Source organism: Streptomyces sp. NPDC006435 (assembly GCF_040612315.1).
Taxonomy (GTDB): domain Bacteria; phylum Actinomycetota; class Actinomycetes; order Streptomycetales; family Streptomycetaceae; genus Streptomyces.
This window is the reverse complement of the sequence record NZ_JBEXPY010000018.1, coordinates 99,762-115,409: the sequence shown is the minus strand read 5'-3', so window position 1 is coordinate 115,409 and position 15,648 is coordinate 99,762. Positions and strand designations below refer to the sequence as shown.

Annotated in this window: 17 protein-coding genes; 7 read left to right on the top strand and 10 right to left on the bottom strand. The window is 72.6% G+C overall.

The genetic code is table 11. The features are described from left to right. Positions 1-47: 47 nt before the first annotated feature. From ABZZ04_RS19440 to ABZZ04_RS19430, 3 genes are all read right to left on the bottom strand, one after another. A complete protein-coding gene (locus tag ABZZ04_RS19440) occupies positions 48-539 on the bottom strand; it encodes a hypothetical protein (RefSeq protein ID WP_356933422.1) in 492 nt (163 codons plus the stop codon). A gap of 160 nt (positions 540-699) precedes the next feature. Continuing rightward, on the bottom strand, positions 700-1,377 hold the full coding sequence (locus ABZZ04_RS19435) for a GntR family transcriptional regulator (protein ID WP_356933461.1): 678 nt from the start codon (positions 1,375-1,377) through the stop codon (positions 700-702). A gap of 208 nt (positions 1,378-1,585) precedes the next feature. Further along, complete coding sequence (locus tag ABZZ04_RS19430) at positions 1,586-2,890, bottom strand: amidohydrolase family protein (protein WP_356933421.1); 1,305 nt, start codon at positions 2,888-2,890, stop codon at positions 1,586-1,588. Positions 2,891-3,523: 633 nt separating this feature from the next. Between ABZZ04_RS19430 and ABZZ04_RS19425 the strand changes: the two genes are divergently transcribed. Beyond that, complete coding sequence (locus ABZZ04_RS19425; protein ID WP_356933460.1) at positions 3,524-4,099, top strand: ankyrin repeat domain-containing protein; 576 nt, start codon at positions 3,524-3,526, stop codon at positions 4,097-4,099. 119 nt (positions 4,100-4,218) lie between these two features. Here ABZZ04_RS19425 and ABZZ04_RS19420 read toward each other — a convergent pair whose 3' ends face one another. Continuing rightward, positions 4,219-4,596, bottom strand: coding sequence for a peptidase inhibitor family I36 protein (locus ABZZ04_RS19420; RefSeq protein WP_356933420.1), 378 nt, complete (start codon positions 4,594-4,596; stop codon positions 4,219-4,221). A gap of 314 nt (positions 4,597-4,910) precedes the next feature. Further along, on the bottom strand, positions 4,911-5,654 hold the full coding sequence (locus ABZZ04_RS19415; protein WP_356933419.1) for a GntR family transcriptional regulator: 744 nt from the start codon (positions 5,652-5,654) through the stop codon (positions 4,911-4,913). A gap of 229 nt (positions 5,655-5,883) precedes the next feature. Between ABZZ04_RS19415 and ABZZ04_RS19410 the strand changes: the two genes are divergently transcribed. After that, positions 5,884-7,098: a beta-ketoacyl-[acyl-carrier-protein] synthase family protein gene (locus ABZZ04_RS19410; protein ID WP_356933418.1), complete on the top strand. Its 1,215-nt coding sequence runs from the start codon at positions 5,884-5,886 to the stop codon at positions 7,096-7,098. 66 nt (positions 7,099-7,164) lie between these two features. Here the strand turns inward: ABZZ04_RS19410 and ABZZ04_RS19405 are convergent, their stop codons facing one another. Further along, on the bottom strand, positions 7,165-8,151 hold the full coding sequence (locus ABZZ04_RS19405; protein WP_356933417.1) for an alpha/beta hydrolase: 987 nt from the start codon (positions 8,149-8,151) through the stop codon (positions 7,165-7,167). 293 nt (positions 8,152-8,444) lie between these two features. On the opposite strand from ABZZ04_RS19405, the gene ABZZ04_RS19400 reads away from it, so the two are divergent. The 4 genes from ABZZ04_RS19400 (at position 8,445) to ABZZ04_RS19385 (ending at position 10,916) form a co-directional block, all read left to right on the top strand. Beyond that, a complete protein-coding gene (locus ABZZ04_RS19400) occupies positions 8,445-9,101 on the top strand; it encodes a maleylpyruvate isomerase N-terminal domain-containing protein (RefSeq protein WP_356933416.1) in 657 nt (218 codons plus the stop codon). A gap of 133 nt (positions 9,102-9,234) precedes the next feature. Beyond that, a complete protein-coding gene (locus ABZZ04_RS19395) occupies positions 9,235-9,612 on the top strand; it encodes a hypothetical protein (RefSeq protein ID WP_356933415.1) in 378 nt (125 codons plus the stop codon). Between the two features lie 90 nt (positions 9,613-9,702). Further along, a complete protein-coding gene (locus ABZZ04_RS19390; RefSeq protein ID WP_356933459.1) occupies positions 9,703-10,266 on the top strand; it encodes an SMI1/KNR4 family protein in 564 nt (187 codons plus the stop codon). A 59-nt stretch (positions 10,267-10,325) separates the two neighbouring features. Further along, positions 10,326-10,916, top strand: a complete 591-nt coding sequence (locus ABZZ04_RS19385) for an SMI1/KNR4 family protein (protein ID WP_356933414.1) — start codon at positions 10,326-10,328, stop codon at positions 10,914-10,916. A gap of 82 nt (positions 10,917-10,998) precedes the next feature. Here the strand turns inward: ABZZ04_RS19385 and ABZZ04_RS19380 are convergent, their stop codons facing one another. Genes ABZZ04_RS19380 through ABZZ04_RS19365 form a run of 4 tightly spaced genes read right to left on the bottom strand, consistent with a single transcriptional unit; the run spans position 10,999 to position 14,772 of the window. After that, positions 10,999-12,192, bottom strand: a complete 1,194-nt coding sequence (locus ABZZ04_RS19380) for an ABC transporter permease (protein ID WP_356933413.1) — start codon at positions 12,190-12,192, stop codon at positions 10,999-11,001. After that, a complete protein-coding gene (locus tag ABZZ04_RS19375; protein ID WP_356933412.1) occupies positions 12,189-13,022 on the bottom strand; it encodes an ABC transporter ATP-binding protein in 834 nt (277 codons plus the stop codon). The genes ABZZ04_RS19380 and ABZZ04_RS19375 overlap by 4 nt, the downstream gene beginning before the upstream one ends. Further along, positions 13,019-14,095 carry a peptidoglycan-binding domain-containing protein gene (locus ABZZ04_RS19370; RefSeq protein WP_356933411.1) on the bottom strand — a complete coding sequence of 359 codons (1,077 nt, stop codon included), beginning with the start codon at positions 14,093-14,095 and terminating at the stop codon, positions 13,019-13,021. The genes ABZZ04_RS19375 and ABZZ04_RS19370 overlap by 4 nt, the downstream gene beginning before the upstream one ends. Next, complete coding sequence (locus ABZZ04_RS19365) at positions 14,092-14,772, bottom strand: hypothetical protein (RefSeq protein WP_356933410.1); 681 nt, start codon at positions 14,770-14,772, stop codon at positions 14,092-14,094. Before ABZZ04_RS19365 ends, ABZZ04_RS19370 begins: the two co-directional genes overlap by 4 nt. Before the next feature lie 134 nt (positions 14,773-14,906). On the opposite strand from ABZZ04_RS19365, the gene ABZZ04_RS19360 reads away from it, so the two are divergent. After that, positions 14,907-15,599, top strand: coding sequence for a response regulator transcription factor (locus ABZZ04_RS19360; protein ID WP_356933409.1), 693 nt, complete (start codon positions 14,907-14,909; stop codon positions 15,597-15,599). Positions 15,600-15,648 lie beyond the last annotated feature (49 nt).

Sequence of the window (15,648 nt, the reverse complement as noted above, 5' to 3'; positions counted from 1 at the left end):
CCGCGGTACGACCGTACGGGGCGGTGCCGCGGTTCACGGGGCGTCGGTCACCTCTCGGCCGTGGGGCCGTCGTCCTCGCCCGAGGACTTGTCCGGGTTGTCCACCTCGGTGATCCGTGTGGCGACGCCCTTCTCCAGTACGACCGTCGCGAACACCCCGCCCTCGCCCGCCCGTTCCAGGTCGTCCTGGGTGCAGCGGCCGGTGGCCTTCGGGGCGGGCTCGCCGCAGATGGTTCCGGCGCCGCGGATCTCGGTCCCGTCGGAGACGGCGAACAGCCGGCTCTCACCGGACACGTGTATGGAGTACCTGCCCGGCGTCAGGTACGAGACCGTGCCCGGCCCGAACGTTCCGCTCGCGCCGTCGGCGGCGGACGGGTTCCGCGAGGACCTCGCCGAGGTCTCCGCCGGACCGGGCGTCCCCGCGGCGGAGTCGTCCCCCTGGCACGCCGTCAGGAGTGACACCCCGGCGGCGAGCGCGGTCGCGATCAGCAGGGACTTGGCGCCGCGGATCGAGCGCATGGTCTGTGCACCTTTCGACATGGGCCCGTCCGTTTTCCCGTGGGGCCCGGCGGGAAGCTGTGGGACCACTCTGCAACAGCTCCCGCCCGCTCCGGCCCGAAGTCGGGTGGTCATGACCGTCCCGTCACCGACTCGCGACACTCCCCGGGACGTACGCCGACACGGCAGGCCGTCCCGATGGTCAGGGGCGCGGGCCCGGTTCCGCCGCCGGTCCGGGGGCGGCCGTCGAGCCGGTCACCGCGCTCAGGGCGAGTTCCCGGCTCCTGCGGACGTGGAGGAGGGTGATCGCCCCCGCGGCGTCGGCGTCCCCGGCGGCGATGCGCTCGTACATCTCGCCGTGCTGCGCGCGCATGGGGGCGGGTTCCGTGTTCAGGCCGAACAGCAACCGCAGCTGGCCGCTCAGCCGCTGCATGAGCTGGGCGAGCAACGGGTTGTCGGCGAGGGCCACGACCTCGTCGTGGAAGGCGGTGCCGGCGTCGTTCTCCCGCGTCCGGTCCCCGGCGGCGGCCGCGGCCTCCGCCCGTTCCAGTACGGCCCGCAGGTCCGCCATGATGCCGGGCCCGCCGGAACCCGCGAGGGCCACCCGGCGGGCCGCGAGGCGGGACGCCTGGATGGCCAGGGGCTCCCACACGTCGTACAGGTGCTCCACGTCGGCGCGCTCCAGCCTGCGCACCCGCACACCGCTGTGCGGCAGCAGGTCGAGCAGCCCCTCCTCCACCAGGGCCCGCAGCGCCTCCCGCACCGGTACCCGTGACATCCGGAGGTCCTCGGCGATCTCGCGCTCCACGACCCGGGCGCCCTGGGCGTAGCTGCCGTCGATGATGCGTTCCCTGACGGCCCGGCGCGCGACCTCGCTCAGCGGGGTGCGCGCCGTCGGCGCGGACGGTCGTTCCCCGTCCGCGTCTTCCTTCCGGCCGGTGCCTGCCGTCACGTGTGCCGTCCTCCCTGTGCCTTCCCGCCCTGCTCCGGGGTGGGCGCGGCGTCGGGGCCGCGCGTACGCCGGGCGTCCCGTCACCCTATGCGCGGAGCGGGGCGACGGGACGCCGTCGGGGCGGGAAGGGAGGTCCTCAGACCAGTCGGCCGTCGCGGGCGACCACCCGTCCGCCGTGCACGACCATGTCGCGGGCGGGCATGTCCACCACGACCTGCGGCAGGCACTCCGCGCGCAGCAGGACGAAGTCGGCAGGCGAGCCCGGGGAGAGGTCGGCGCGGGGCAGCCGCATGACGTCGGAGCCACCGTGCGCACCGGCCTCGTAGCAGGCGTTCAGTTCCTTGTCGAGGCGCACGTCCGTGACCCAGCCGAGCAGGTGGGTCCGGTGGAACATGTCCGCGTTGCCGAAGGGGCTCCAGGAGTCGCGGACCCCGTCGGAGCCGAGTCCGACCCGTACGCCGTGCTCGCGAAGCTTCTCGATCGGCAGGACCAACGACGCGCTCGGCGCCACTGTGGTCAGGGCGATGTCCAGTTCGCTCAGGTCCGCGGCCGTCCTGGCCAGTTCGGCGGCGGAGAGGCCGGGCAGGCAGAAGACGTGACTGACGGTCACCTTGCCCTTCAGCGACAGCGCCCGGGTGCGGTCGATGATGGCGCGCAGCACCGTCAGGCCCGTCTCGCCCCGGTCGTGGAGGTGGATGTCGACGCCCACGCCGTACTGGTCCGCGAGGCCGAAGAGCAGGTCCAACTGCTCGTCCATGGCGTGGTCGAAGCTGATCGGGTCGAGTCCGCCGACCATGTCGACGAGTCCGCCGCGGGCGGCCTCCTTCAGCAGTTCCGCGGTGCCGGGGGTGCGGATGACGCCGTGCTGCGGGAAGGCCACGATCTGGACGTCGAGCGCGTGCTTGAGCCGTTCGCGCGCCTGTCCCACGCCTTCCACGGAGGCCAGGCCGTAGGCCGGGGCGATGTCGGCGTGCGCCCGCATGGCGCGCGTGCCGCGGGTCACGGCGTGCGACATCAGCGCGTACGCCCGCTCGGACACCGGGCGGCGCTGGCTGCGGAACAACTCCGCGTCCTGCTGGGCGAGTTCCTCGATGGTGTCGGCCGGCTTGCGCGACACCCACTCACCGCCCCACGTCGTCTTGTCTGGGTGGATGTGCGCGTCGACCAGGGACGGCAGGACGATGCGGCCGCCGCCCTCGATCACCTTGGCTCCCCTGGGGGCCCGGTCACGCGTGATGCGGCCGTCGACGACCGTGAGGTCCACCGGCTTCGCCGCGCCCATGGGCCGTACGTTGCGGAAGACCACCGCCTCGCGGTGCGCGCCGCGGGAGTCGGCCGCGGCCGACGACACGCCCGCGGACATGGCGACACCGGCACCGGCCAGGGAGGCGGCACCGGCGAGGACACCGCGTCGGGACATCGGGGAGGGAGGGGGCGTCATGGGGGCTCCTTCGGCTTGAGGTGGGGCGGCGGGGGGCGGTGCCGTGTGGCGGGCCGCCCGGATCGCCCCGGTCGCTCGATGCGAACCAGAACCCAGTTTGTATACGAAATGACTAAGCGGAACAAGGGTTCCAGGATCGGACCGCGACAGAACTTCACCTTTCTCCCTATTTACTCCTGATGCCACTTCGACTGGTATACGAAGCGGGTTCCGGGGTGTTCTCATGGGGTCGGTACGAGGGCGCGTCGCGCATCGTCCGAACGGACGACAGCGGTGTCGTCCCGATGCCTGCGCATCTCCAGCCGGTTCAGCGACGGTGCCGCCCCCTCGACGCGTCGAACATGGACGGTGCGAGACCTCCACCGCCCGGCCCCGCCACCCGCGGCTCCGCCCTCCGACTCCGACTCCGACCCCGACCCCGACCCCGACGACCTCGACTCCACCGCCGAGAGAGGAACCATGGCCCCGACACGACGCGCCGCCCTCCTGTTCGCCCCGCTCGTCGGCCTGGCCGCGCTCGCGACCGCGTGCGGCGCCCAGTCCGACGGCGATGCCGGGCGGAAGCCCTCGGCCGCCAGGACCGGCGCCCCGTCCCCCACCGGCACGCCCGCCCGGTCGGCCGCCGACCGGGCACTGCTCGAAGCGGCGCGCTCCGGTGACGTCGACGCGGTGCGCGAGGCGATCGAGCGGGGCGCCGGGCTGGAGGCCCGCGACGGGAACGACCGCACCCCGCTCCTGCTGGCGGCCACCGGCGACCACGTCGGGGCCGCGCGGGTCCTCGTCGACGCCGGTGCCGACCCCGACGCCCTGGACCAGCAGCACGACACACCGTGGCTGGTGACGGGGGTGACCGGCAGTGCCGCCATGGCCCGGACCCTCGCGGCGGCCGACCCGGACTACACCATCGTCAACCGGTACGGCGGCACCTCCCTCATCCCGGCCGGCGAGCACGGTCACGTCGCCTACGTCCGGGAGGTCACCACCAACCCGGACATCGACGTCGACGTCGACCACGTCAACGACCTCGGCTGGACCGCCCTGCTGGAGGCCGTCATCCTCGGCGACGGCGGCACCGACCACCAGAAGACCGTGAAGCTCCTCCTGGACGCGGGCGCCGACCCCGGCATCGAGGACAGGACCGGCATGACCGCGCTCCAGCACGCCCGCCGACGCGGCCAGGACGAGGTCGCCCGCCTGCTGAGCGAGTGAGCCGGATTTTTCGCCGTCCCCGGTGACGGCCCGAGGGCGGCACCCCGACGGGGTGCCGCCCTCCTGTGTCCGACCGGTCACCGCTCACTGGTCACTGTTCGCCGGTCACCGGTCGCCGGTCAGCAGGCCCAGGTGTTGGACTTCATGTAGTGGGACACGCTGTCGGACTTCTTGTACCCCTTCGGGATGATCCCGCTGGAACCGCTGTAGTTCTTCCCCGAGTACCACTTGAAGTTGCAGGAAGCGCCGTGGTTGTACCACGACTTGAAGCTCAGGAAGACCGAGTACTTGGTCAGGTCCGGGTTCTTGCCCGCGACCTGCTGCCGGTGACCGGTGTAGTTCTGCCCGGACCAGACGCAGAAGTAGCCGGACGGGCAGTCCGCCGCCGCCTGCGGAGTGACCGGTGACGCACCGGCGGACCCCGTGGCCCCGACCAGCAGACCGCCGGTCAGCGCGATGCCCCCGGCCACGGCTGCGAGCTTCCTGGTCATGTTCATGTGCTCTCCCCCTTCGGGTCCTGAGTGAGTCGACCGCACCGGCCGGCTCGACATCGAGACTGCGGGAGGGAGGGCGGGGGCCGCCACAGTCGCCGCGGAGATGACGTCCTCATGGGACGGCCCCCGCCCCGACCTGCTGGGACGCGGTCCCAGGTGGCGGGGCGGCGGGAAGGGGACGAGCGTCCCCGGTGCGGTTGTCCCACCCCATGCGGTTGTCCCACCCCGTACCGAATGTCCCACCCCGCGCGGGGCGCCCCCGCTTCGCACGGACGTACGACCCACCCCGTGGGCGAGAGGCATGCGGCCGGTGCCGGTCAGTGGGCGGCGACCGTCATCTCGAACGAGTACCGCGAGGCGCGGTACAGATGGGAGCCGCGCTCGACCGGGTTGCCCGAACTGTCGTACGCGGTGCGGGTCATGGTCAGCAGGGTCGCACCGCGCGTCTCGTCGAGGAGCCGGGCCTCGGCGGCGGTGGCGCGGCGCGCACCGATGCTCTGCGTGGCGCTCCTCAGATCCGTACCGGACCGGCGGATCAGCTGGTACAGGCCGTTGCGGGTGAGCGCCTCACCGGTCAGTTCCAGCAGACCGGCCGGCAGGTGGTTGCGGAGCAGGGCGATGGGTTCGTCGTCGGCGAACCGCAGGCGCTCGACGGCCACCACGTCGGCCCCCTCGTCCACCCGCAGCGCGGCGGCGACGTCGCGGTCGGCCGGGACGGTCGCCAGGGAGAGAACCTCGGTGCGCGGCCGGCGCCCGTCCCGTTCGAGGTCCTCGTGGAGGCTGGTGAGCTCGACCCGGCGGCGGATGCGGTCGGTGACCACCTGCGTACCGACCCCGCGCCTGCGGGCCAGGAGCCCCTTGTCGACGAGGTGCTGCATGGCCTGACGCATGGTCGGGCGGGAGAGGCCGAGCCCGTCCGCCATGGCGATCTCGTTGCTCAGGCGCGTACCGGGAGGCAGCACCCCGGTCTCGATGAGCTCCTGCAACTGCTGCGCGACCTGGAAGTACAGCGGTACGGGACTGCCCCGGTCGATGGTGATCAACTTCGTGAACGGCTCCACGTCACCCCTCCTGGGACTACTACCGACGGATGCAAGTATGTCTCAGCCCATGCTAGCTCCGTACGTCCTTATGTCCTAACAAATAGCTCACCCGTAATTGTCGGAACTCCATAATCTCTCGCCTTTAAATCGGTCGACTCCTATCCCGATTCCTCCTTTGAAAACTGGAATGATCCCCAGGAGAGCAAGTCAAGAGATATGTAGCTTTCATACAATCCAAGGGGCTCGCATGACTGATATTGACCGGGTGCTGGTGACGGGTGTCGGGGCGATGACGCCGCTGGGGGCCGATGCGCCGTCGTCGTGGTCGGGGCTGCTGGACGGCAAGTCGGGGGTGCGTTTCCTGGACGAGGAGTGGGCCGCCGACCTGCCCGTGCACGTCGCGGCCGGGCTCACGGTGGACCCCGCCTCCCTGTTGCCGAGGACCCGGGCCAGGAAACTGGACCGCTGCGAGCAGATCGCCGTCCTCAGCGCGCGGGAGGCATGGGAGGACGCCGGTGCCCCGCAGGTCGAGCCCGAGCGGCTCGCCGTCGTCATCGGTACGGGGACCGGTGGCGTCATCACCACGCTGGAACAGGACGACGTCTTCGAACGCGCCGGGGCCCGTCGGCTGTCACCGTTCGCGGTCCCCATGCTCATGCCGAACGGACCGGCCGCCTGGGTGAGCATGGACCTGGGCGCGAAGGGCGGAGCCCGGACCGTGGTGAGCGCCTGCGCCTCCGGGGCGGAGGCCCTCGCGGTGGGGCAGGACCTGATCCGCGGCGGGCGGGCGGACGTGGTCGTCGCAGGTGGGGTGGAGGCGTGCCTGCACCCCTTCACCCTCGCGGCGTTCGCCCAGATGAAGGCCCTGTCGACGCGGTGCACGGACCCGGAGGCCGTGTCCCGCCCGTTCGACGTCGAACGGTCCGGGTTCGTCATGGGCGAGGGCGCGGGGATGATGGTGCTCGAACGGGCCGGGTTCGCCCGGGCCCGTGGCGCACGCGCCCACGGTGCACTGGCCGGCAGCTCCGTGGGTTCGAGCGCGAACCACATCACGGCCTCCGACGCGGACGGCCAGGCCGTCGCCATGGAACTGGCGCTGCGCGACGCCGGCCTGGCCCCGGCGGACATCGGGGTCGTGCACGCCCACGCGACCTCGACGGAGTCCGGCGACCTGGCGGAGGCCGAGGCGATCGGCCGGGTGATCGGCGACCACGCGGCGGTGACGGCGACGAAGTCGATGACCGGTCACATGATGGGCGCGTCCGGAACGTTGGGAGCCATGGCCGCCCTGCTCGCGCTCAGGGACGGCACGGTACCGGCCACGCGCAACCTCGACGAGCTCGATCCGCGCGTGGAACTGGACGTGGTGCGCGGTGAGCGGCGTACCGGCCGGTGGTCGGCCGCACTGGCCAACTCGTTCGGGTTCGGCGGACACAACGTCAGCCTCGTCCTCACGAAGTGACGACGATCCCCCGGCCCGGCCCCACCCCCCGACCGCCGCGAGGGCCGGTGCGGTGCGGTGCGTGTCTCAGGCGGGCAGGGCGGCCAGCCAGTCGGTCAGGATCCGGTTGACCTCCTCGTGGCGCTCCTGCTGGATCCAGTGGCCGCAGCCGTCGAGGACGTGCGAGGAGACCAGGCCGGGCAGGGTGGTGGGGTACGCCCGGATCGCGTCGGCCAGCCAGGTGGTGGAGGCGTCCGACCCCCCGCCGATGAACAGGGACGGCTGGGTGACGGGCCTGCCCCGGAAGTCGGCGAGGTCCTCCCAGTCCCGGTCCATGTTCCGGTACCGGTTGAGCGCCCCGCTCATGCCGGTCCGTTCGAACTCCCCGGCGTAGAAGTCGAGATCGTCCTCGCTGAGCCAGGCGGGCAACCCGTCGGCGGGGAACCGGTCGCGCAACGCCCCGCCGCGGCCCGCGAAGTGCGGGTCCGGGGCGTCGGCTGCGGGCATCGTGTCGGCGGAGAAAGCGGCGTAGAAGCCCGCGAGCCAGCCGTGGACGTCCGGTTCGATCTCGGCCTCCGCCCGGCCGGGCTCCTGGAAGCGGGAGACGTAGAACTCGTCGTCCCCGCCCATCCCCGCGAAGACCTCGCTGGGCCGCGGTCCGCCGGGCGGCGCGTAGGGGACGCTCAGCAGCCCGACCGCACGGAAGACGTCCGGCCGGAGGAGGGCGGAGTGCGCGGCGACGGCCGAACCCCAGTCGTGCCCGACGATCACCGCGCTCCGCTCCCCGAGCGCGTGCACCACGGCGACGGCGTCCTCGACCAGTTCGAGCATCCGGTACGCGGCGACCTCCCCGGGCCCGGAGGAACGCCCGTAGCCCCGGACGTCCACGGCGACCGCGCGGTATCCGGCCGCGGCCAGCACCGGGAGCTGGTGGCGCCAGGAGTACCAGGACTCCGGGAACCCGTGCACCAGCAACACCAGTGGCCCGGTGCCCTGTTCCACCAGGTGGATCCGGCCGGCGGGCGAGGCGACCAGTCGATGCGTGAGGTCTGTGGACCGGGTGGACTGCGGCATGATTCCTCCGTGGTGTCGGTCGGTACGGAGCCGGCGGGTACGGGGCCGGCAGGTACGGGCTCGGTCGGTACGGGTGACACGACGTGGGCCGCGGGCTGCGGCCCGGAACACGATCATGCGCCGAATACGGGTACCGCCGCGAACCACGTTGCCGCTTCGGCAAATCGTGAACCGTCACGGGTGCTCCGAAGCACCCGTTCGGCGCCCTCGCCCGCGACCGGGCCCCGACGCCCCGCCGTTCCCGATGGGCGGGACGCCCCGTGCGGAGGGCCGGGCGCTGCTAGTTTGCCGGTGTGGATCTCTTCTCGCGCTCCTGGACGGCGTTGCTCGCAGCGGTCGCCGAGCTCTCGGACGAGGACTTCGCACGGCCGTCCGGCTGTACCGGCTGGCTCGTGCGGGACCTGGTGTGCCACCTGGTCATCGATGCCCAGGACGTCCTGATCACCCTCGCCACCCCCGCCGGGACGGAACCGACCCGGGACGCGGTGACCTATTGGGAGGTCGGCGGGGAACCGCCGACCGGCGACGACCCGCTCGACGCGCTGACCGTCCGCCTGGCCGCCGCGTACCAGGAGCCGTGGCTGCTCAAGTTCCACCTCGACGACGTCGGTTCGGCCGCCGGGCGCGCCGCCGGACTCGCGGACCCCGCGGGCCGGGTCGGCACCCGTGACGAGGTCCTCACCACGGGCGACTACCTCTCCGCGTACGTCCTGGAGTGGACGCTGCACCACCTCGACCTGATCGCGCATCTCCCGGACGCCGCGGAGCCGCCCGCCGAGGGGCTCGCCCGGACCCGCGAGATGCTGGAGAGGATCGCCGGTACGACGTTCCCCCCGTCGTTCTCCGACCAGGACGCGCTGCTGATCGGCACCGGGCGGCGCGCCCCGGCCGAAGCGGAGAGGGCCGAACTGGGCGAACTGGCCGCGCGGCTCCCGTTCGTCCTCGGCTGACCGGTCCGGCAGGTACGCATCCGGCGGGCATGCGTGCGTCGACCGGGCCGCCCGCCGGGGACGCGGGGCCGGGGCCTACTGTGTGATCATGGATTCATCCCCCCGGGTTCGGCGTGTGGGCAAAGCACTCGTCGTGACAGTAATCGCCACGGCCATATCCCACCTGCTCCTGTCCGACGGCCTGTCGCTGTCCCTGTGGAGCCAGGCTTCGGCGAACATGGGTGAAACCCCCATGAGCACGGGGGACCAGGCGTTCACCGCGGCGGTGTTCAACACCGTGCTGGCCATGCCGCTGGTGTTGTGGATCGGCATGAGGCTGTTGCGGGAGCGCCGCGTGTACCCGATGGTCCTCGTGGGCGCCGTCGGCTGGTTCATCACCGTCGGGCACGGGATCGACCTCATCGACGACGGGATCGGCACCCTGCTCCCCCTCTGGTCCCTGGCCGCGTTCGCCGCCGTCACCTGCCTGTCCTCGCTCGTCCTCACCCCCCGCCCGCGCACCGGCCGCTAGCCCGTTCCCGGCAGCCCGGTGCCGGGGCCGACGGACCGGGGCAGCGGCGGGCGATGTCAGTGGGGGGTGATACCCATGGGCCCCATGCCCATGAATGTGGATCACGCCGTCCCCGCCGACCTGGAGGCGCTCCGTGCCGCCTTCGACACCGACTCGTGCGCCCCGCCCCTGGGATGGGACGCGGTGTGCGCCTTCGAGGCGGCGCACGGGATCGTGCTGCCCGAGCCGTACCGGACGTTCGTCGCGGAGATCTGCGACGGGTCCTTCTCGGGGCCGCCGTACTACGGGCTCGTCGCCCTGACCGAGATGCCCTCCGACTGGGGGGCCAACCGCCCCGAGCGGGTACTGGCCAAGCCCTTCCCGCTGACCGGCGCGTGGGGGTGGGACGGGGAGGACGACCCGCGGTCCGAGGAGGAGATCGAGGCGCTCCTGGAGCAGGTCTTCCACCACGGCTCGATCGTGCTGGGCACCGACGGATGCGGCATGTACTGGCACCTCGTCGTCACCGGCCCCCACCGCGGGCACATCTGGAACATCAGTGGCGAGGGCGCCGTGCCCTTCGGCACCGAGTTCGGCCACACCACGTCGGAGCCCGGCTTCGCCGGATGGGTCGGGCACTGGGCGGCCGGCAAGGACTGGTACGACGTCGCGTGAGACCGGGCCCCTTTCAGGGCGTGGCACCACGGGGACGTACGGGAGGAGAGGGAGCGGCAGTGAGCACGACACCCGGAACGACGGCGCTCGAACAGGTCGTCCCGACGACGCCCGGCGTCGACGAGCGGATCGACTGGAGCGAGGTCGAGGGGATCTGGGGCACCCGGTTCCCGGCCGACTACGTCGCCTTCATGAAGACGTACGGGGCGGGCCGGCTCAGCCGGGACGTCGGCATACTGCTGCCGGTTCCCCGGCCCGACGCGTATTCGGACGGGTCCGGTCTGCGGCAGGAGACCGCGAACGCCCGCGGCACCTGGGAGATGTGCGGCGGGAGAGCGGCCCTCGACGTGGACCCGGACTCCATCCTGGCCTGGGGCGTCACCAGCGGCGCGGACATCTACTGCTGGCTGACCACGGGCGACGATCCCGACCGGTGGCCCGTGCTCGTGTGCGGGCGGCACACCGCTCCCCCTTTCCAGATTCACCCCTTCGGGATGGCGGAGTTCCTGCACCGGCTGCTCACCGACGAGGAGTTCCAGGAGGAGACGATCAGCGTCGTCCTGCCGAAGGAGCATTCGTTCGTCAACTGGCGTGAGCAGAAACGGCGTCAGGATGCGGGACTCGATCCTTCCACCGGGGAGCCCTGGTAGGGGACGGACACGGAAGGCCCTGATGGCGGCCGGGCGACGGGGGCCTGTGCCCCGTCGCCCGGCCGCCGCTCCCCCGGCCGGCTCAGGTCGCGTTCAGGGCCACCGTCGGATGGAGGCGGGAGGCACGGATCGCCGGGTAGAGTCCCGCGACCGCACCGATCAGGAGGGTGGCGCCCAGGCCTCCCGCCAGGGATTGCGGCGGGACCACCGCCGTCCACCCCTGGAACCGCGCGAAGCCGTACGTCGCCGCCGCGCCCAGCAGCGCGCCCGTCACCCCGCCCAGCGCCGATAGCAGCAGCGACTCGGTCAGGAACTGGAGCCGGATCGCGCCCCTGGTCGCGCCCAGCGCGCGGCGCAGGCCGATCTCCCGGCGGCGCTCCAGGACGGAAATGACCATGGTGTTGGCGACGCCCACCCCGCCGACCAGGAGGGCCACCGCGCCCAGGCCGAGCATCAGATTCGTCAGGCCCTCGTCGGTGGCGGCCTTGGCGGCCAGTGCGTCCGAGGGGCGGGAGACCTTGATGCCCGTCTCGTCGCCGGGGCTGATCGTGCGGGCCAGGATCGCCCGTACGTCCTCCACCGAGGCGTCCGTGGAGCGCTCGAAGACGGTGGTGGGGTGGCCGTCGAAGCCGAAGTGGCGTTCGGCGGCGGGGAATCCGACCATGGCCACCCGGTCCAGGTTGGGGACCAGTTCGAGCGGTTCGAGGATGCCGACGACGGCCACCCGGATGTCGTTCATCATGATCGTCTCGCCGACGCGGGTGATGCCCAGACGGTCCGCCGCCACCGCGCCGAGGACCGTCGTCGGGAGGCGTTCGCCGGCCGGGTCCAGCCAGATGCCCCTGTGCACCTCGCCGCCGAGCGCGGACAGCAGGTCGCGGCGGACCGCCTGGGCGGTGACGCCCGCGGTGCGTTCCTCGGGGACCACGTCGCTGCGGCGGATGCGGACGTCGATGTCGGCGGTGGCCGTGGCGTGCTGCACCGGGCCGATGCGCTCGACCATCGCGACCGCGTTCTCGGGAAGCCGGACCTCCTTCCCCATGGCGTCCTTGCCCGCCTCGGCGGTGAGGAGGTTGGTGCCGAGGCGGTCGAGCCGGGCCATCAGGTCCGCGCGGCTCGACTCGGACAGGCCGACGACCGCGACCATGGTCGCGATGCCGATGGCGATGCCGAGCGCCGAGAGCACCACGCGCGCCCGGCGGGCGCGGAGACCGACCGCGCCGACGCGGAGCACGTCGCGGGGCGAGAGACGGGAGGGCCTGAGATCGTTCCTCATGTGCCGTCCTCCGCCGTGCGGGAGGCGGGGGACGTGCCCGGCCCCGTGCCTCGGCCACCGCCGGAGCCCGTACAGGAAGCCGTGCCGGGGCCCGTGCCCGTGTCGGAACCCGTGCCCGAGCCCGTATCGGTACCTGGGGCCGGGCTCGCCCCGGAGCGGGTGTCCGAGACGATCTCGCCGTCCCTGAAGCGGACCCGGCGCGGCAGCGCGTCCGCGATCTCGTTGTCGTGGGTGATCACGCAGACGGTGGTGCCGGACGCGTTCAGCTCGTGCAGCAGCTCCATGACGATCTCGCCGGACGCGGTGTCCAGCGCCCCGGTGGGTTCGTCCGCCAGCAGCAGCCGGGGGTTGCCCACCAGGGCGCGGGCGATGGCCACGCGTTGTTTCTCGCCGCCGGACAGTTCGCCCGGCGTGTGCGAGCCCCGGTGGTCCAGCCGCACTCTGGCCAGTGCCTCCCGCGCCCGCGCACGCCGTTCCCCCGGCGGCACGCCCCCGTACAGCAGCCCGTCGGCGACGTTGTCCACCGCGTCGCGGCCCGCCGCCAGGTGGAAGTGCTGGAACACGAAGCCGATGTGACGGGCGCGCAGCGCGGAGAGCCGGGAGTCGGAGAGCCCGGACACGTCGTACCCGGCGATCCTGACGGTGCCCGTGGTGGGCCTGTCGAGGGTGCCCATGATGTTGAGCATCGTGGACTTGCCGGAGCCGGACGGGCCGACGACGGCGAGCAGTTCGCCCGCCTCGACGGTGAGGTCCACCCCGCGCAGGGCGTGGACGCCGCCGGGGTACGACTTGGTGGCGGCCCGCAGTTCGACCACCGGGGGCACCGTCATGACGCCGCCACCCCGACCTTCAGGCCCTCGCGCAGGTCCGGGCCGCTGACCTCGATCTGCCCGTCGGCGGTCATGCCCGTCTCGATCCGCACCATCCTCGACGTGGTGCCCCGGACGATCTGGAGGCCGTAGCCGCCGTTCTCGCCGCGCAGCGCGACGACCGCCTCGACGGGTACCGCGAGGACGCCCTCGCGCGCCTCGCTGACGAACTTCACGCTCGCCGGTGCCTCGGTGTCCTCGCCGGACGCGGCCTTCGCCCCGCCCTCCAGGACGACCTCGACGGTGATGCCCTCCTCGGCGCCCGCGCCGGCGGACCCGGACTCCTCCGGGCGTACCGTCCCCGCGACCTTGCCGGCCACGGTCCGCCCGCTCGGCAGGGTGACCTCGACCCTGGTGCCGGACGAGGTGAGCGGGCCGTCGGTCTGGTCCAGCTGCGCCCGTACGACGGGTTTGGTGGAGGCGACCGTCAGGACCGGCCCGTCGGGGCCCACCTGGTCGGCGAGCGCCGCGTCGGCGGAGACCACCTTGACCGGTCCCGACTGGAAGACGACGTCGCCCCTGCCCACCCGGCCGGTGGTGTCGCGGTTGAGGGACTTCTGCCACCGTTTGACGGCGGCCTCGGTGTCCTTGCCGTACCAGACGTCGACGTACAGTCCCGCCCCGTAGCCCAGGTCCCGCAGGTTGCGCTCCAGCTGGAGCACGTCGCTGCCCCGGTCGCCGGTCTTCATCTCGCGGAACATCGGGACCGGCCCGTGGAGGAGGGTGACGGGTTTGTCGTTCAGCTCGTACAGCGCCTGCCCCGCGGCCAGCGTCCGCCCCTCGGTGGCGGCCACCGTGACGGTGCCCTCGACGGCGGACTTGACCGGGCGGCGCTGCGCGAAGTCGAGCCTGCCGTCGACCGTCTTGGACTGCACGAGGTCGGTGCGCACGATGGTCGTGGTGGCGGGCGGCAGATCGTCGCCCCGTCCCGGGGTGCCCGCGCCGCCGCCGTCGCCGAGGAGCAGGACTCCCCCGGTGACGGCGACGGCGGCGGTCGCCGCGCCGAGTGCGCGCAGAGCGGTGCCGCGCCTCACTGCATGCCGTCCAGACCGTCGAGCAGCTTCGACGCGCACGCCTCGCGGGCCTTTTTGTAGGCCGGTGAGTTCGAGTCGATGGACGGGGACGCCGGGTTCGGGTCGCCGCCCGGCTGGGCGTTGCCGCCGCTCATGGTCGGGTTGGTGAACCGGGAGACGCCGTTGTCGCGCATGCACTTGGCGTGCGCGAGCATCGACTCGTAGGACTTCTGCTGGTCGCGTTCGGGCTCGGCCGTCATGGCGGCCTGCAACTCGGGCACGCAGACGCCGTTCCTGCCGCCCTTGATGCCCTCGTTGCGGCCGGGCTGGGCACCGATCTCGTTGACCTTGTCCCAGTCGAGGTACCCGCTGAGCCTGGGGTCGGGGAAGTCCTTGTAGCCGCCCTTGGCGCGCATGCACTGGACGTACTTCAGCTGGGCGTCGTAGAAGGCGCTCTTGCCGGCGGGCGGGGCGCTCGGTCCGCCGTCGTCCTTCGCGGTGCCCGTCGCCGGCGCGTCCGGTACGTCGGCGATCGCGGTGTCCTTCTTGTCCGCCCCACCGGATTCGCCGCCGGAGCCGCCACCGCAGGCGGCGGAGAGTGCGAGGAGGGGCAGTGCCACGAGGGTGGCCAGGCGCAGCCGGGCGGTGGCGCGGGAGTTCGTGTCGGCAGCACGGGAGTTCGTGTCGGGGAGGTTCATGCGTCCCACGCTCGCCGTCGCGGATGATGGCCCGTCCATGGCCACATGATGGGAACGTAACAATGCCTCCGACCTGCGCCTCCGTCCCCGTCCGGGGTGGGGGAAACGGTTGCGGCGCGCCCATAATCGGCCCCATGCCGCATGTACTGCTCATCGAGGACGACGCGTCCGTACGGGACGGGATGGAGCTCGTGCTGCGTCGGCACGGGTACGGCGTGGACACCGCCGCCACCGGGGAACTGGCCCTCGCCCTGCTGGACGGCCCGGCCGGCGGGAGGGTCGAGCTGGCCGTGCTGGACCTGATGCTGCCCGGCATGGACGGCTTCGAGGTGTGCCGCCGCATCCGGGCCCGGACCGCCGCCCTGCCGATCATCATGCTGACCGCGCGCGGCGACGACCACGACATCGTGACGGGTCTGGAGGCGGGCGCCGACGACTACGTGGTCAAGCCGGTCACCGCACCCGTGCTGGAGGCCCGCATCCGGGCCGCGCTGCGCCGGGCGGAGCCGTCGGCGCGCCGGGGTCCGGACGCCGATCTCGCCGGACTGGTGATCGACCGCGCCGGGCTGACCGTCACCAAGAACGGCGTCCCCGTCCCGCTGCCGCCCACCGAACTGCGGCTGCTGCTGGAGCTGTCGGCCTCCCCCGGCCGGGTCCTCAGCCGCGAGCAGCTCCTCGAATCGGTGTGGGACCACACCTTCCTGGGCGATTCGCGGCTGGTGGACGCGGCGGTGGGGCGACTGCGGGCCAAGCTGGAGGACGTACCGGCCAAGCCCCGGTACGTGCAGACGGTGCGGGGCTTCGGCTACCGCTTCGGACCGCTGTGAGCCGTACGGGCGGCGGGGGTGGTGGGAGTGGGGGCAAGAGCAGGAGCGG